The sequence below is a fragment of the Komagataeibacter saccharivorans genome (genome assembly GCF_003207825.1).
GTDB classification, from domain to species: domain Bacteria; phylum Pseudomonadota; class Alphaproteobacteria; order Acetobacterales; family Acetobacteraceae; genus Komagataeibacter; species Komagataeibacter saccharivorans.
Map to the genome: position 1 here is coordinate 1 of NZ_NKTY01000012.1, position 16,771 is coordinate 16,771.

11 protein-coding genes and 1 tRNA gene are annotated in these 16,771 nt (G+C 60.8%); 5 read left to right on the forward strand and 7 right to left on the reverse strand.

Annotated elements, in window-relative coordinates:
- Positions 1-229 precede the first annotated feature (229 nt).
- Positions 230-1,246: a M14 family metallopeptidase gene (locus CFR79_RS08490; RefSeq protein ID WP_110547606.1), complete on the reverse strand. Its 1,017-nt coding sequence runs from the start codon at positions 1,244-1,246 to the stop codon at positions 230-232.
- Between the two features lie 214 nt (positions 1,247-1,460).
- Positions 1,461-2,612 carry a DEAD/DEAH box helicase gene (locus tag CFR79_RS08495; protein ID WP_258373481.1) on the reverse strand — a complete coding sequence of 384 codons (1,152 nt, stop codon included), beginning with the start codon at positions 2,610-2,612 and terminating at the stop codon, positions 1,461-1,463.
- A gap of 81 nt (positions 2,613-2,693) precedes the next feature.
- Between CFR79_RS08495 and CFR79_RS08500 the strand changes: the two genes are divergently transcribed.
- The 3 genes from CFR79_RS08500 to CFR79_RS08510 all read left to right on the forward strand — a co-directional run bounded on the left by CFR79_RS08500 (position 2,694) and on the right by CFR79_RS08510 (position 6,043).
- Positions 2,694-3,656, forward strand: coding sequence for a mitochondrial fission ELM1 family protein (locus CFR79_RS08500; protein ID WP_110547607.1), 963 nt, complete (start codon positions 2,694-2,696; stop codon positions 3,654-3,656).
- A gap of 41 nt (positions 3,657-3,697) precedes the next feature.
- Positions 3,698-5,590, forward strand: a complete 1,893-nt coding sequence (locus tag CFR79_RS08505) for a hypothetical protein (protein WP_110547608.1) — start codon at positions 3,698-3,700, stop codon at positions 5,588-5,590.
- Positions 5,591-5,656: 66 nt separating this feature from the next.
- Positions 5,657-6,043 (forward strand): hypothetical protein, encoded by a 387-nt coding sequence (locus CFR79_RS08510; RefSeq protein ID WP_102323553.1) that lies wholly within the window; start codon positions 5,657-5,659, stop codon positions 6,041-6,043.
- Positions 6,044-6,228: 185 nt separating this feature from the next.
- Here CFR79_RS08510 and CFR79_RS08515 read toward each other — a convergent pair.
- The 4 genes from CFR79_RS08515 to CFR79_RS08535 all read right to left on the reverse strand — a co-directional run bounded on the left by CFR79_RS08515 (position 6,229) and on the right by CFR79_RS08535 (position 10,875).
- Positions 6,229-6,303, reverse strand: a tRNA-Val gene (locus CFR79_RS08515).
- A gap of 70 nt (positions 6,304-6,373) precedes the next feature.
- Complete coding sequence (locus CFR79_RS08520; protein WP_110547656.1) at positions 6,374-7,885, reverse strand: YifB family Mg chelatase-like AAA ATPase; 1,512 nt, start codon at positions 7,883-7,885, stop codon at positions 6,374-6,376.
- A gap of 332 nt (positions 7,886-8,217) precedes the next feature.
- Entirely contained in the window at positions 8,218-9,735 is a 1,518-nt protein-coding gene (locus CFR79_RS08530) for a replicative DNA helicase (protein ID WP_102323555.1), read from the reverse strand.
- A gap of 60 nt (positions 9,736-9,795) precedes the next feature.
- Entirely contained in the window at positions 9,796-10,875 is a 1,080-nt protein-coding gene (locus tag CFR79_RS08535; RefSeq protein WP_110547610.1) for a glycosyltransferase family 4 protein, read from the reverse strand.
- A gap of 238 nt (positions 10,876-11,113) precedes the next feature.
- Between CFR79_RS08535 and CFR79_RS08540 the strand changes: the two genes are divergently transcribed.
- Positions 11,114-12,586: a mannitol dehydrogenase family protein gene (locus CFR79_RS08540; protein ID WP_110547611.1), complete on the forward strand. Its 1,473-nt coding sequence runs from the start codon at positions 11,114-11,116 to the stop codon at positions 12,584-12,586.
- Between the two features lie 56 nt (positions 12,587-12,642).
- Here CFR79_RS08540 and CFR79_RS08545 read toward each other — a convergent pair whose 3' ends face one another.
- Positions 12,643-13,629, reverse strand: a complete 987-nt coding sequence (locus CFR79_RS08545; protein ID WP_258373482.1) for a hypothetical protein — start codon at positions 13,627-13,629, stop codon at positions 12,643-12,645.
- A 495-nt stretch (positions 13,630-14,124) separates the two neighbouring features.
- Between CFR79_RS08545 and CFR79_RS08550 the strand changes: the two genes are divergently transcribed.
- Positions 14,125-16,512 carry a glucose/quinate/shikimate family membrane-bound PQQ-dependent dehydrogenase gene (locus tag CFR79_RS08550; protein ID WP_110547613.1) on the forward strand — a complete coding sequence of 796 codons (2,388 nt, stop codon included), beginning with the start codon at positions 14,125-14,127 and terminating at the stop codon, positions 16,510-16,512.
- Positions 16,513-16,771 lie beyond the last annotated feature (259 nt).

Below are 16,771 nucleotides of genomic sequence, written 5' to 3' on the forward strand. Positions count from 1 at the left end.
CTCACCGCCCTTGCCCGTGAAGGCGGCGAAGGCTGTCCCGCCACGGAACAGGCCGTCCATGCGCGCGTCAAGGCGCTGTGTGCGCGGTTCCCGATCTACGCCTGAATGACCTGCGGCCCTGCTCCGGTTACTGATCCGGGGCAGGGGCGTCATTCATGAATGGGTAATGGCAGTTTTTTTCCTGCCTCTCCCACCTTCCGACCGGTCCCGCAGTGTATGAAGCTGCCGCCTATTCCCTGACGGCGCGGGCGAAGCGCACGGCGGTCTGGCCACAGGCCGGGCGCAGGTTGGGCATGACCAGCATGCACCGGTCATAGGGGGTGCGGATTTCATCGTCCCCGTCAAATGCGATTATGGTTCCGCCTGTCGGCACGACCGCGCCACTACGGAACGGACGGGTGAAGCGGAATGCACCACTACGGGCGGTTATCACATCCGTTACAATGCTGTGGCGTTGCGGCGCGCCCTGATCGGTCCTGATGGGCAGGCCGCAGCATGGGCCGATCACGGACAGGACGGCCTGCATCGTACGCTCCACGGTATCCGTCTGCCAGTGCTGTCCGGCTTCAAGCAGGCAGGCCGCGGCGGAACCCGGGTCTGCGAAGCGGGGATGGTCGATCAGCCTGCATCCTGCCTGATGGCCCCTGTCTGCCACACTCAGACTGATCCCGCGTATGCGCTCCGCCAGCCTGCGTCCCCTTGCGGATATGCCGGTCAGTACCAGCGGATCACCCGGCCAGAGCATGGAATGCAGGTCCAGCAGGCGATCCGCGGTCAGGATCACCGGCAGCAGAAGCCGCGCGCGATCCAGTTCATGCGAGCTACGCGCGCCATCCAGCAGGACTGGCGACCATACGCGGTTCATGTCCTCGTCCACGAAGCGTGAGCGGATGGGATCGGCGGGGTTGAAAAGGGTCATGGCCTCCGGATTGGCGAAGACCAGTGAAAGCCGACCGGCGCGCGGGCGGATGCGTTCACGCAGCAGGCGGTCGAGCACAATGGCCCCGGCGAATTCGTTTCCATGGATCAGGCTGACACATACCGTATGCGGGCCGGGCCTGCGCCCTTCATAATGCATGACGCCGGGGACTCCGCAGTTACCTTCCAGCCATGGGGTGAGGTCCGGCGGTGCAATTTCGATTTTCCATCGTGGCAGGGGCGACGGTGGTGGCGGCAGCCGGTCCATAAACGGGTGGGAGCGTTCGACCCGTACGGGCAGGCGTGTATCATCCGGCCCACAGGTCATGTCACGCGTGATTCCGTGTTCTGCACACAAGGTCGCCCATGCCCACAGGCATGGTTACGCATGACATCCGTAATCATCATAAAATGCAGTTTATCCAGCCCGGACCACACGGCAAGGGCAGCGCGTGTGGCGGAACATGACAAATGCATGACCGTGCCCGTGGGGTGATTGCGGCACCGGAATGGGAAACGGGCAGAGACTTTAAAAAAAGCCGTTATTCCGGCAGGGGGGCGATCCGTATGCGCTGGCCGGTCAGACGTTCGATGTCCTTCAGGGCATGACGTTCTTCGGGCGCGCACAGGGCGACGGCCATGCCACGTCGCCCGGCCCGGGCCGTGCGGCCAATGCGATGCACATAGGATTCGGGCTGTGGCGGAATGTCATGGTTGATGACCAGGGCTATGTCGTCGATGTCGATTCCGCGCGCCATCACATCGGTTGCAACCAGCACGCCCACGCGGCCCTGCCGGAAATCACGCAGCATGCGCTCGCGTCGGGCCTGTGAATGTTCGCCATGAATGGCGATAGCCGGGGTCAGGGCTGAAATGGCGCGCGCGATACTGTCGGCTTCCTGCCGCGTGCGGACAAACACCATCACGCGCTGCATGCCGTAATGGCGCAGGCATGCCAGCGTCGCCGCCGTCTTGTGCCGCATGGGCACGAATATCGCATACTGGGCGATACGCGGGGTAGGGGCCTGTTCGGCATCCATGCTGATGCGTACGGGACGATGCAGCAGGCGGGCCGCCAGTTCGGCCATGGCCGGTGGAATGGTGGCGGAAAACAGCAGGGTCTGGTGAGGTGCGGGCAGGGCCATGGCCAGCGCCAGCATTTCTTCGGCAAAGCCGGGTTCGAGCATACGGTCGGCTTCATCAAGCACGAAGTGGCTGATGCCGGACAGGTCCAGTTCCCCACCACGCACCAGGTCGATCACGCGGCCCGGTGTGCCGACAGCAACTGCCACACCTTCCGTCAGTGTCCGGACCTGTGCGGCCCGGGGTGCGCCGCCAGTGGCCTGCAGCACGCGCAGTCCACTACCGCGCGCAAGTCCCCGGATTACGCCTGTGATCTGTCCGGCCAGTTCGCGGGTGGGCGACAGGATGATGCAGCGCACCCGGCTGTTATCTGCCGTAACGTCCGCAGCGTCTTTCGCTGGCTGCATCAGCACCGACAGGATTGGCGCTACGAAGGCGATGGTCTTGCCGCTGCCCGTGCCCGCGCGGGCTTCCACATCCCGGCCCGACAGCACCGGGGGGATGACCTCGCGCTGGATCAGGGACGGCGTGGGAAGCCCCATGCGTGTAAGGGCGGCTACCACGCGGCTGTCCAGCCCCATGCCGGAAAATGTCGGTTCTGTCTCGCTCATTGCTGCCCCATAGCGCGCCTGCGCCGCAGACAAAAGGGGCAGGGCATTGACGGCCGCGCCAATGTCCCGCCAGAAGGGCGAATGGCTGACGCAACAGGTACCGCAACCGTTATCGCAGCAGACCTTGCCGGCATGCGGTCCCAGACCTTCGGACTGGCACGCCGGGCCGGACTGGAACCGTGCCTGCATGCGCTGGTCCCCCGTGGGATATGGCGTCATGTTCCCGCCGCATGGTGGCCTGCGCCGCTACGCGCGGTAGAACCGCTTGGCCTGCCCGATGATTACCGTGAGCATCCCGTCATCAGCATCGGGGGAAGCGGCGGGGCGGTTGGCGCGGCGCTGAGGCGGCAGGGCGCGCGTGTCATACAGGTACAGAATCCACGCCTGCCGCCATCCCGGTTCGATCTTGTCATTGCCAACCGCCATGACAGGATTACCGGCCCCAATGTCATCCTGACACGTACCGCGCTGCATGGCGTCACACCGGATGTTCTGGCGCAGGCGAGGCTGGAATGGGCACCACGCCTTGCCCATCTGCCCCGTCCGCTCGTGTCGGTTCTGGTGGGTGGTGGCAACGGGCGCTTCCGGCTGGGCGCGGCGGAAGGTGCTGCTCTTGCCGTCCAACTGGCCATCATGATGCGACGCGATCGTGTGGGCATTGCCCTGACACCTTCGCGCCGCACCGATCCATCGGTCACCGCACTGCTGCAACAGGCGCTGCCGGGACCGGATGCGTGGATATGGGACCAGACCGGGCCTAACCCCTATCTGGGGTTGCTGGCCTGTGCTGATGCCATCGTGGTGACAATGGACAGCGTTTCCATGATTTCGGAGGCCGTGGCGACGACGGCGCCCGTCATGGTGGCGGCCCTGCCGGGAAAGTCGCGTCGGATCGGACAGTTTCTGGGGGACCTGACACAGGCGGGTCGTATCCGTCCGTTCGGGGGGCGACTGGATACATGGTCGGCAACGCCGCTGGATGATACCGCCATGGCGGCCCAAGCCGTGCGTGCGTGTCTGGGTCTGGGAGGATCGACGCAATAATAACGCTCCCCCATGCTGGCAGAGTGGAATAAAAGGGCATCATGCTTGGCATTCGTACCTTTGACCCGCTTACGGGCGGCAACATGGCCTACAAGGCCCTGACCCATCCACTGGCGGCGGAAAAGCTGGCGGAGTTGGCCGACCGACTGGTGGCAAACGGGCCGGTTGCGGTTTATGACCCGCACGGAATCGTGGAAACCGCGCTGGCGCTGCTGCCGGTGTCGATCAGGGTAGCCGGGCTTTACACCCATGATTCGCTTCAGGTCGGTCAGTCCTGCGCGGGAATGGTCATGCAGCCGCTGGTCGATCTGACCCAAAGTGAGGCAGCCAGTGTGTGGGCGCTGGATTTCAGTCATGCCATTATGGAATCCCGCCTGTCCGGCCTGTTGCCGGAGGGGTGCGCCCTGCATACGCTGGCATCCACCCGCCTGCCTGACAGCATGCTGTCAGTTGCACATACCTATCTCGATCCCCTTAATTTTGGCACCAATCTCGCCTTTTTCCGGGATACGGCGGATTTTTCCACCCGTCTGGTCTCGGCCAATTACTGGGCACGGTATGGGGCCGATAACGTAAGGCTGTGGCTGCGTCTGTTCAGTCAGGATGGACAGGTGCTGCATACATGGGAACAGCCGGTATCGCACGCAGGACAGGCCATCATTCTCGACAGTGCCGAAATCCGCGACCGGTTTGGCCTGCCTGAATTTACCGGCCAGTTGTTTATCCATGCACAGGGTATCGCGGGGCATGATGTCGTCAAATATGCGCTTGAAACGCGCGGACGGGGTGACAGCGCCAACAGCCTGTCCGTAACCCATGATGCCAATGCGTGGCCCGCGATGCGTTACGCCAATCTGCCCGCTCCGGCGGAGGATGAGGATGTGGTGCTATGGCTACAGAACAGTCACGCCCTGCCGGTCGCGTCCGGTAGCATGAGTCTGAACCGCATGGGTCATGACCGGCATGTGCCGTTTATGCGGCTACTCGCCCCCTATGAAACCGTTGCCGTGCATGTTCAGGATATCCTGCCAGATCTGAAATGGCCGGAGCAGATCGAATTCCGTGCTGGCGGCTACGTGGTACGGCCGCGTTATGAGATCACGCGCCGTAACCGGACCCGTATCGCGCACCTGAATGTACAGCGTGCCGACCTGCGCACCGATCCGGGTATTGAAAAGCTGGACCCGCGTTTTTTCGGGCGCGGCTATCTGCTGCCCTTTCCCGTGCCAGATCCGGCGCGTTACCGCACATTGATCCAGCCTGCCCCCATGGCTGAAAGCCTGCGGACCATGCCGGTTCGCGTGGACTGTTTCAACAGGGATGGCCGTGCAGGGGCATCGCACTTCATGGGGTGCCTGCCGCGCGATCATGCGGAGGTGCTGGATGTAAGCGCCCTGACCGGGGCGGAGGGGCATGCGGAACTGGTTTATGATTTCCGGGACGGAGGGGAAGCGGATGGCTGGCTGCATGCCCTGGTCCGTTATGAGGACCGCGAGACCGGGCATGAGGCCGAGACCAGCTTCGGTTCGCATATCTTCAATACCGTCATGACCTATCGTGGTGAGCCGCAATCCTACGTAGGCAGGCCACCGGGACTGTCCACCCGACTGTTCCTGACGGCGGCAACGACCGAGCCGTTCAGTTTCTGCACGCTGATCTATCCCGCATCGGCTTCGTGGAACCCGATGTCAGACACGTCGCTGTACCTGCATGGGGCCAACGGAAGTGTAATCGCGCAGGAAAAGATCGGCATTCCCATGTCAGGCTCCCGCACGATCTGGCCGCATGAGGTCTTTGGCATGCAGGCCATCCAGCGCGCAGGCGAAGGCGGGTATGTCCTGATCCGCGATACGACCTGTCGCCTGTTTGGCTACCATGGGCGCATGATACGGCGGGAAGGGCGTTTTTCAGTCGATCATATGTTCGGTTTCTGACACCGCAGTGTATCCATCACGAAGGACGGTCGGGATCATGCAACGGAAACGGAGGGAGAGTGTACGATGATCGTGCAGGACACCAATTATTTCTGCGATATGCCCGAAGACATGAAATATCTGCGGGACCGTAACCCGCCGCAGAATTTTCTGGAACAGAACATGATTTTCGTCCTGCCTGAGCGGTTGCGGAAATTCCGCAGGAACCTTTTTCACGTCAGGCGTACGGATTCAGATGCGACCGTGTATGCCCCGCTGTTCCGCGTGCGCTGCATAAGCGAACACGACCCCATACCGGAGGGATATGACGGACCGTTCGACGTTTTTCCCTTTTATACCAATCCGACCCGAAAACGCCGCCGGACACTGGATTACTATGTCCTGTTTCTGTTTCAGGACAAGCTTTCCTATGTCAAATGTAGCGAGGGCGTTACCCGTATTCCAGCAGGATAGACACGTCTGTAATCTGGAGCAGGACGGAAGAAAACTACGGGAATAGCACCACGGCCTGCCATGAAACGGTCGTATTACGCCATGTATGTGATGTGATAGCAGGACAGAAATCGGGCACGGAAAAACTGTCCCGTTGTGGGGTAGGTCGTTTACCAGACTGTATTTTGGGAGGGGCTGAAGCCGGATGGTGGGTGCGACAGGGATTGAACCTGTGACCCCCGCCGTGTGAAGGCGATGCTCTACCGCTGAGCTACGCACCCATCCGCTTCGGTGGGGCCTTATTAGTCCAGCAGGGCAGGGTGCGCAAGAGGGAAAAATACATCCCCGGCGCTATTTTCCACCGGGGCGGCGCATGCGATAGGCCAGTGCCTCGGCAATATGGGCGCGTTCGACATATTCGCAGGCCGCCAGATCGGCGATCGTGCGTCCCACACGTAGCAGGCGGGTAAAGCCACGGGCGGAAAGACGCATCTTTTCAGCAGCCTGAACAGCAAAATCACGCGCAGAAGTGGTTATGCGGAACGCGTCGGTCGGGGCTTCGGCATTGCGCAGTTCACCCTGCCGTTCGCGTTGTCGGTAGACCGCTTCCATTACCCTTTCAGCGACAATGGCGCTCGGTTCACCGCCGCTGATTTCCGCAATCCGGGTCAGGGGCACCGGCTCCACATGAACAGCCATGTCCAGTCTGTCCAGGAGGGGGCCGGACAGGCGGGCCTGATAATCCTCGCCACAGCGTGGCGCCTTGCGGCATTCCTGCGCCGCGTCGCCCAGATAGCCACATTTGCACGGATTCATCGCGGCAATAAGCTGGAAGCGGGCAGGGTAGGTGACATGAGCCGCCGCGCGGGCGATGGATATGGAACCGGTTTCCATGGGCTGACGCAGGATTTCCAGTGCGGAGCGGGAAAATTCTGGCAGTTCGTCCAGAAACAGCACGCCGCGATGCGCAAGGCTGACTTCGCCGGGGCGTGCGCGGGCGCCACCACCACTTAATGCAGCCGGACTGCTGGTATGGTGCGGATCACGAAATGGCGGCCTGCTGACGGGCTGGCCGTCTTTCAGCAGGCCGCCAATGCTGTGAATCCGGCTTATTTCCAGCATTTCCGTCGTCGTCAGATCAGGCAGGATACCCGGCAGGCGCGCGGCCAGCATGGATTTTCCGGCACCGGGCGGTCCCACCATCAACAGGGAATGGCAACCGGCGGCGGCGATTTCCAGTGCCCGGCGGCCTGTTTCCATGCCCCGGATATCGGCAAGGTCGGGCAGGGCGGTCATGTCCTGTTCGATACGCGATGGTAGTTCGACGGGGTCGATAACCTGCTGCCCCCGGAAGTGATTCAGCAGTTCGGGCAGGGAGCGGACGGCAAGGATATCCATGCTCTCACTGGCCCAGCGGGCCTCGACACCCTGCCTCGCGGGGCAGATCAGCCCCAGCGACAGGGCCGATGCCGCAATGGCAGCAGGTAATACGCCACACACCGGGTTTACGCCGCCATCAAGCGAAAGTTCGCCCAGCGCCGCATAACGCTGCGCCAGATCGCCCGATAACAGGCCCATGACGACCAGCAGCGCCAGTGCAATGGGAAGATCGAAATGCGATCCTTCCTTCATCAGGTTGGCGGGCACCATATTGACCACGATGCGTTTGGCGGGCAGCGCCAGTCCCATGGCGGACAGGGCTGCACGCACGCGTTCGCGCGATTCATTGACGGCCTTGTCCGGCAGTCCAACAATCAGGAAGGATGGCAGGCCCACGGACAACTGGACCTCGATCTTGACGGGAACGGCTTCGATGCCGGAAAAGGCAAAGCCACAGATGGATGCAAGCGCCGTATCAGTCATGGCGTGATGATGCCGGATCGTGAACGGGTTGGCCATGATGGAACATGGGAAACCGGCATGAAGCGCGGCGTAAACGGCCCCGCATTGCTATTTGTTGGCATAATATTTCTTATAAAACTTTTGGATGCGCAGAGAGGGAAGCCTTTCATCATGGCTGGTCGCCTGCTTCTGGTCCTGTTCACGCCGGTCATGCCTGCGCCCCGTGCCCGGCCCGTCCCATATCCTGTGCAGGTTTCTGCACAGGATATGGGACGGATGCCGTGCAACGCTGTGGCGCATGCGCCATAATAGTGACAGGACCGCAATAGTGTCGTGCTGTGGATAACCCGTGGTCAGATGTCGTGCACCATATCCAGATCGGCAAAGCGCGTGAACTCGCCCTCGAAGAACAGATGCACCGTCCCTGTGGGACCATGACGCTGTTTTTCCAGAATCAGTTCCGCGCGGTTATGCGCAAGGTCCATCTTGCGCTGCCATTCCTCCATCGCGGTCTGGTACTTGTCCTGTGAATCATAGGACGTTTCCTTGGGCTGACGCTGCTGGAGGTAGTACTGGTCGCGATAGACGAACATGACGGCATCCGCGTCCTGTTCAATCGATCCGGATTCACGCAGGTCCGACAGCATGGGGCGCTTGTCTTCCCTGCTCTCCACCTGACGTGAAAGCTGGGACAGCGCGATGACGGGAACCGACAGTTCCTTGGCCAGCGCCTTGAGCCCCTGCGTGATCATGGAAATTTCCAGCACGCGGTTTTCTGCCCTGCTTCCCACCGATGGGCGCATGAGCTGGAGGTAATCGACCACCACAAGGCTCAGCCCCTTGGTGCGGGCCAGCCGGCGGCAGCGTGTGCGCATGGCTGAAAGCGAGATGGCGGGCGTATCGTCAATATGCAGCGGCAGTTGTGCCAGTTCGCGGCTGACCTGCACGAAACGGTCGAATTCCTTCTGTCCCAGATCGCCGCGACGGATCTTTTCGCCCGATACGCTGGCCTGTTCCGACAGGATACGGGTTGCCAGCTGCTCGGCTGACATTTCAAGCGAGAAAATGGCAACCGAACCCTTGGGCTTGTCATCCTCCGGCGCATTGCGCGCTTCTTCCATCAGGGAGCGCGCGGCGGAAAAGGCGATCTTGGTGGCCAGTGCCGTCTTGCCCATGGCAGGACGCCCCGCAAGGATCAGCAGGTCCGATGGATGCAGGCCGCCGGTTTTCTTGTCCAGATCCCGCAGACCGGTCGTAAGCCCCACAACATCGCCGCTGCGGTTGAAAGCCTGCTGGGCAATGTCCAGCGCATCGGCCAATGCACGGTCAAACGACAGGAACCCGCCATCCTGCCCTTTTTCGGTGGCCAGACGGAACAGTGCTTCCTCGCTGGCGGCGATCTGGTCGGGACCGTCCAGATCGGGTCGTGCGCCAAAGGCGTTGTTGACCACGTCCTGCCCGATATCGATAAGCTGCCGCCGTATCCACGCGTCATGGATCACGCGGCCATAATCGGCGGCGTTGATGATGCCGACCATCGAAGTCAGCAGCTTGGCCAGATAGGACGTGCCCCCGACTGCGGCCAGCACGCCGGTATTTTCGAATTCGGCGCGCAGCGTGACGGGATCAGCCAGTTGCCCGGCCTCGATCCGGCGGGAAATGGCGTCATAGATGCGGCCATTGATTTCGTCGGCGAAATGCGCGCCGGTCAGGAAGTCCGAAACACGGTCATAGGCGCGGTTATTGGTCAGTAACGCGCCCAGCAATGCCTGTTCCGCCTGCACATTGGCGGGCGGAAGACGCTGGGAAACACCGAGGAGCGAGTCCTTTTGCCGGGACTCTTCGGAGGGGGGATGCTGGATTGTATTCACCCCCCTACCCTACCCGATCCGGCAAGGCGTGCGGAAGGGGTGATTGTATGTCCGTGCCCGTCAGGCCTGACCCGGCATGGCGCGGTGCAGGATGTCGCGGCCGATGCGGGTAAAGTTCGTATGGCTGAAATGTTCACGCACATACGCCCGCGCATTGCAGCCTGTGGCATGCAGTTCCGCCGGACGGGACAGGACACGGGCCATGCATTCGGCCAGGGCTGCCGCATCACGGGGCGGGACTTTCCATCCTGTCCGACCTTCCTGCAGCGAATGGTTGAGTTCACCCACCGCGGTGCCGATAACCGGCAGGCCGGCCTGCATGGCGTCATGCACCGCAACGCAGAATCCTTCCCAGTGGGAAGGCTGGACATACAGGTGCTGGGTAGCAAGAAAATCCGGCACATCATGCACGAAATCATGCAGGTGCAGGTTGTCCAGCCCAAGGGCGCGCTTTTTCGTCTCCAGCCGTTCACGTTCCTTGCCGCGCCCGCATATCGTGACTTCGAAAGCGGGAAGGTCGCGCCCACGCAGCATGACCAGGGCGTCGATCAGTTCATCATAGCCTTTTTCGGGAGAAAAACGGCCCAGCGATGCAATGCGGATGACTTCCCCCGGTTGCCAGGGCGCGGCCTGCGGCACATCCGTCCTTACGCAGAATATGGGCCAGCATGCCATCCGCGCATCGGGGAGATCGAGGCGCTGCCGGGTGACTTCGGTCACGTATTCCGAATCCCCTACCCATATGCGTGGCGTGTTGCGCAGGGCGCGCAGCAGGCGAAGATTTCCCGCCTTGAGAAAGGCCGAATGCTGCCAGCTCACAACGGGTTTGCGCTCAAGGATACCGATCAGTGCGCCCATGGCCGTGGAGCGTGTGAGTGATGTCCAGATCAGGTCCGGCTGCCACGCCCGCAGGGCGCGACGCAGCCACAGGAACATCCGTATCGGCTGTTTTTCACCATACGGGCAGATGCAGTATTCCAGCCCGGCTTTTTCGCACAGGGGAATGGCCAACCCGTCCCTGCGGGCCAGTGCGAAGACCTTTACCGTATGTCCGGCCTCACGGAATACCGAAGTGATCGCCGGTACCGGGAACGCTGCCCCTCCTCCTTCGAGGGAATTGATGACGTAGGCAATGCGCATGGCCTGTACCGTATCCTGCCTGACAGTTGTTCTGAACTGAGGGCCTAGTTACCAACATGAACCTTCCGGGGCTACCTCATGTTCCGCGCATATAATGCCTGGATGCGCGGAAATGGCCGTTCTGTGTCATTTCATCACGGCATGTGAGCCTGCCGGGCGTCAGAACCGCAGCCTGCACGGGTTGTCGGGTGCCTGTTTTCTTATTAGGCGTCGGGGATACTTTCCTTGGAAAATGGCTATGACCGCACTCAACAACCAGTCCCTGCCCCATCTCCCGCCCGAGATCGTGGTACCCGCCTATGATCGCAGCCGGGTAAAACCGGGCATTGCGCATATCAGCGTGGGTAATTTCCATCGTGCCCATCAGGCGGTCTATATGGATCGCGTGCTGGCGCGTCCCGGTCAGGAAGGCTGGGGAATTCTGGGTATCGGCCTTATGGAAAACCCGCATGAGGCCCAGAAAGCCACGGACATGGAAGCGCAGGACTGTCTGTATTCCCTGACCGAGTGCGCGCCCGACGCCCCGAATGTGGTGCGTGTGATCGGTTCCATTACCGAATACATGTATGCACCGGCCGATCGGGTTGCCACCATCGCCCGCCTGGCTGATCCCGCCATCCGTATCGTCAGCATGACCGTCACCGAAGGCGGATATTATGTTGATGAGAACGGTGTTTTCCCCATTGATCATCCGCTTATCGCCGAAGATCTGAAGCGTGAGGTGCCGCACACGATATTTGGCCTGCTGACCGAGGCCCTGCGCCAGCGGCGTGAAAGTGGTGCTGGTCCGTTCACCATCCTCTCATGTGACAATCTGCCCCAGAACGGTCATGTGGCGCGTGCCGCCTTTCTTGGCTGGGCGCGGGCGCGTGATGCGGGACTGGCCGGGTGGATTGAGGAAAATGTCACCTTCCCCTGCACCATGGTGGACCGTATTACGCCCGCCGTGCACCCGGAGGATGTGAAGCGCCTTGATGCCGAAAGCGGGCTGGATGACCGGATTCCCGTATTCTGCGAGGATTTCATCCAGTGGGTCGTTGAAGACAAATTCTGTGCGGGACGCCCCGAACTGGATGCCGTGGGTGTGCAGTTCACCGATGATGTCCAGCCATATGAGGCGGTCAAGCTGCATATGCTCAATGCCTCCCATTCCCTGCTTGGCCTGTCAGGTGTGCTGTCCGGCTACCGCTTCGTCAGCGAGATCATGCAGGATCTGCATGAGGTGACTCTGGTCGAACAGTATCTTGCCTTTGATGCTGAACCACTGCTGCATGCCCCGCCGGGCATGGCGCTGACCGACTATGGCAGGCGTCTGCTGCGTCGTTTCCGCAACAAGGCCATCAGCGACCAGTTGCTGCGCATCGCGTCCGACAGCACGTCCAAGCTGGCCATGTTCGTCAGGAGTACGGCCATGGGTGTTATCGCGCACAGGCGCCCGGTCGAGCGCATTGCGTTCGTGGTGGCCTGTTATGCCGAATATCTGCGCGGACATGATGACAGGGGTGAAACCTATGCCATCGTCGAACCGCACCTGACGGATGATGATAAGGTCAAGGCCGCCTCCAGCCGACTGGAAGATGCGCTGGACATGACAGCCTTTGCTGGCTGGGACCTGCGGGACAGCAGCGTTTTCGTGGAGCGTTATCTGGCCCTGCGCCAGTCAATCCGCGACAGGGGCACGCGTGCAACCCTTGGGCAGGTCATCGCATAACGGGGTCTGACCCTATGGGCTGGCGGAGTATATAAAAATCCCTGCCAGCCCCGCTTTTACGCGGCGTGGCGCTGTTCGGGTACCTGGTTTTTCATGAAATCGGAAATGGCCTGCGCCGCGCGTTGCGAAGCCCCAAGCAGTGGGGTGCCAAAGGTTTCCCGAAACAGCTTTTCCTGTAATGGCCTGTACAGGGCGTGACGCGCCTGTGCCCGCGCCACGGCCGGCATGATATCCGCCGGGTCCTCCACCACGTCCCCCAGCGTCCAGTGCAGGAAATAGGGGTCATCGCGCCATTTGAGTTTTCCGGGATTAAGGAAAATGCACGGACGCGGTTCGGCCAGGAATTCATACACCTGACTGCTGACATCCCCGATATAAAGGGCCGCCTGCGATGTGTAGGTCATGTCCAGCATGGCTGGTGAACCGGTATCGACAAGAATGTCCTGACTGGCCTGCCGTTCCAGCAGGTGGGCCTTCACCCCGAATCCCTTGTGGAAAATCTTGATATGCGGGGCCACGACCAGATTGTAGAGGGTCTGGTCCCTGAAACCCTGCAGGACCGTGCGCATGCACGCGGAATAGGATGTAAGGTTTCGCTGGTAATGCGGGTTGTACAGCGCAAAAGGCTTCCCGTTGGGGAAAAGAGGCTGTTCTTCGTGCCGTATGGCTTCAAAAACATCGAATTTGGGATAGCCGACCACATTATAATGGCCGGGGCGGATGATGCCGTTCTGCAGGAAGTAGGCCTCGACTTTCGGGCCGGGTAGCAGGGCAAGGTCAAAATCGTGCACCAGATGGTCATCATTGACGTATCTGTCGCCTGCGCCATGCATCAGCAATACAAGGCGTGGCCGGGTCAGGCCCATTTCCTTTAATATGCCTGCCGTATATTCCGTGGCGACAACGACATCGTACTGGTTCAGTTCCCCAATATTTTCTCGCAGTACCCGCAGGCGTTCCTGATCCAGTCGTTTCGCAGTTTTAAGCAGGCGTGTTTTCCATGAACGGTACAGCGGACGCAGTGGTGGCGCGGGTGCGTGCATGGCCTTGCGAATGCGTGCAAGGTGCTGAACTGTTTCTGGAAAACTGTAGTATTCTGTTACATCACAGCCGGGAATGACAGAAAGCGCACTGGCGACTGACGCGGCATGATAGCACTGGTAAGGTTCTGCTATGTAAATAAAAGCAATTTTCATAATTTTGTATTTATCGTTCCGCGCGTGATGCCGAATTTCTACATAATGTATTTTCTAGTCTTTGGCTGATCGGTCAATCAAGGGGAAATTCCTGCCTGCTGGCGGTTATCCGGTATATCCGCGCTGTGTATGGGGCGAATATAGCGGTGGCGCATAGCGTGTCAAAACACGGGGGTCAGGGCATGCCGTCGTCCCTGCTTCCGGCTCTGTCCGGGGCGGAAGACGGGCGAAAAAAGGGCTGTCGCACATTTTATTCATAAGGTTGGACTTGACCTTACGGTCTGTCTTAACGTTCTTTCATGTCAGAATGTTCGTACTGTATCACGGTAATCAGGAAAACTTATGAATAGCCTTATGCGCTCGGCTCCCCTTCTCGCTGCGGCCATAGCCGTCTGCGCCCTGTCAGGTCTGTACCTGCTGGGTGGCGGGCTGTGGCTGTGTCTTATCGGCGGTTCCGCCTATTATGCCATTGCGGGCCTCATGCTGCTTGGTACGGCGTTCCTGCTGTACCGACGACGGGCCTCGGCGCTGGTGGTTTACGCGGCCCTTCTGCTTGGTACGATGGTATGGGCCGTGCATGAGGCCGGGCTTGATTTCTGGGCGCTGGCGCCGCGTGGGGATATTCTGGTGCCCATCGGTATCGTGCTGGCCCTGCCATGGGTCTCGCGCCATCTGGAACCGGCAGGGCCTGCTACCCGTATGCCGCTGCTGGGCGCCATCGGGGCGGCTGTGATCGTGGTTGGTATCGCCATGACCCGTGATCCGCAGGACATAGCGGGCAACCTGCCGCCGGTAGCACAGAACGCGCCGGAACCCGGTGACGCCGGTCAGATGCCCGATGGCGACTGGCAGGCTTATGGCCGCACCCAGTTCGGTGACCGTTTCTCGCCGCTGAAACAGGTCAATGCGGGCAATGTCAGCAAGCTGAAGGTTGCGTGGACCTTCCGCACGGGCGACGTGCGCAGGCCCAATGACCCCGGTGAGATTACCGATGAGGTCACACCCATCAAGATCCGCGATACGCTTTACCTGTGTTCCCCCCACCAGATCCTGTTTGCCCTTGATGCAAAGACCGGCAGGCAGCGGTGGAAGTTCGATCCGCAGATCGAATACAACCGCACCTTCCAGCATCTGACCTGCCGTGGCGTTTCCTACCATGAAACCCGGGCTGGTGCGCTGACGACGGATGGCGCCCCTGCTCCCACCGAATGCGCGCAGCGCATCCTCCTGCCCACCAATGACGGCCGTCTTTTCGCGCTTGATGCCGGGACTGGTGCGCTGTGCACGGGTTTTGGCCAGAACGGCGTGGTGGACCTGAAGCAGGGCATGACTGTCCGCACGGCGGGTTTTTACGAACCGACATCCCCGCCGGTCGTGACCGATACGACGGTGATTGTGTCCGGTGCGGTGACCGACAACTATTCCACGCATGAACCGTCCGGTGTCACCCGTGGGTTCGATGTCTATACCGGCGCGCTGAAATGGGCGTTCGACCCCGGCAATCCCGACCCGAACGAGATGCCGTCCGAACACCACAGCTTCGTGCCCAATTCCCCCAATTCGTGGATCACGGCTTCCTATGACGCGAAGCTCGATCTGGTCTATATCCCCATGGGCGTGCAGACGCCGGACATCTGGGGCGGTAACCGCAATGCGGACGCCGAGCGGTATGCGAGTGCGATCGTTGCGCTGAACGCCACCACGGGCAAGCTGGCCTGGAGCTACCAGACCGTCCATCACGACCTGTGGGACATGGACGTTCCCGCGCAGCCGAGCCTTGTGGATATCCGCAACGCGGATGGCGAGGTCATTCCCACCCTGTATGCCCCGGCCAAGACGGGCAATATTTTCGTGCTCGACCGGCGTAATGGCCATCTGGTCGTTCCCGCCCCCGAAACCCGCGTGCCGCAGGGTGCTGCACCGGGCGACCACCTTTCGCCCACGCAGCCCTTCTCCGAGCTTACGTTCCGCCCCAAGAAGAACCTGACGGATGCGGATATGTGGGGTGGCACGATGTATGACCAGCTCATCTGCCGTATCATGTTCCATCGCCTGCGCTATGAAGGTCCGTTCACGCCGCCTTCACTGCAGGGCACGCTGGTATTCCCGGGCAATCTGGGCATGTTTGAATGGGGTGGCCTTGCGGTCGATCCCGAGCGTCAGATCGCGATTGCCAATCCCATCGCCATTCCGTTCGTCTCCCACCTGATCCCGCGCGGTCCCAACAACCCGGCGACGCCGGACAAATCCCTGCCGTCCGGTAGCGAAAGCGGTGTGCAGCCGCAGTTCGGCACCCCCTATGGCGTTGACCTGCACCCGTTCCTGTCTCCCTTCGGCCTGCCGTGCAAGCAGCCTGCATGGGGCTACATGTCGGGTATCGACCTGCGCACCAACAAGATCGTGTGGAAGCATCGCAACGGCACGATCCGTGACAGCGCGCCCCTGCCGCTGCCCATCAAGATGGGCGTGCCCAGCCTTGGCGGCCCGCTGACCACCGCAGGCGGCGTGGCGTTCCTGACCTCGACGCTGGATTATTACATCCGCGCCTATGACGTCACGACCGGACAGCAGTTGTGGCAGGACCGCCTGCCCGCCGGTGGCCAGTCCACCCCCATGACATACGCGGTGGACGGCAGGCAGTTCATCGTAACCGCCGATGGTGGCCACGGCTCCTTCGGCACCAAAATGGGTGACTACATCGTCGCCTACAGCCTGCCCGACCAGAACTGAGCAGACTGAGCGGGGAAGGATTTTTTCCTTCCCCGCATTGACATTCCCGCCCACATATATATTCATCCGTATATAGACGTTGTTCTGACAGGCCCCCGCAGCCCCGGTTATTCAGGGTTTTGCGGTGGGTTATCCGTATTCAATGTAAAATTGAATAAGTCTTATCATCGCTTTCATCTTACGTGCGCCCGAACGGCTTGATTAGGAAACAGTAATACTGAGTTTCCGCCGTGGCGCCGATGTTCCCGCACATCCGGCA

Bases quoted from the DNA above. Each gene is read 5' to 3' on its own strand.
- CFR79_RS08490 (WP_110547606.1), bottom strand. From the start codon at position 1,246: ATGACCTGTGGGCCGGATGATACACGCCTGCCCGTACGGGTCGAACGC.
- CFR79_RS08495 (WP_258373481.1), bottom strand. From the start codon at position 2,612: ATGAGCGAGACAGAACCGACATTTTCCGGCATGGGGCTGGACAGCCGC.
- CFR79_RS08500 (WP_110547607.1), top strand. From the start codon at position 2,694: ATGGCTGACGCAACAGGTACCGCAACCGTTATCGCAGCAGACCTTGCC.
- CFR79_RS08505 (WP_110547608.1), top strand. From the start codon at position 3,698: ATGCTTGGCATTCGTACCTTTGACCCGCTTACGGGCGGCAACATGGCC.
- CFR79_RS08510 (WP_102323553.1), top strand. From the start codon at position 5,657: ATGATCGTGCAGGACACCAATTATTTCTGCGATATGCCCGAAGACATG.
- CFR79_RS08520 (WP_110547656.1), bottom strand. From the start codon at position 7,885: ATGACTGATACGGCGCTTGCATCCATCTGTGGCTTTGCCTTTTCCGGC.
- CFR79_RS08535 (WP_110547610.1), bottom strand. From the start codon at position 10,875: ATGCGCATTGCCTACGTCATCAATTCCCTCGAAGGAGGAGGGGCAGCG.
- CFR79_RS08540 (WP_110547611.1), top strand. From the start codon at position 11,114: ATGACCGCACTCAACAACCAGTCCCTGCCCCATCTCCCGCCCGAGATC.
- CFR79_RS08545 (WP_258373482.1), bottom strand. From the start codon at position 13,629: ATGCACGCACCCGCGCCACCACTGCGTCCGCTGTACCGTTCATGGAAA.
- CFR79_RS08550 (WP_110547613.1), top strand. From the start codon at position 14,125: ATGAATAGCCTTATGCGCTCGGCTCCCCTTCTCGCTGCGGCCATAGCC.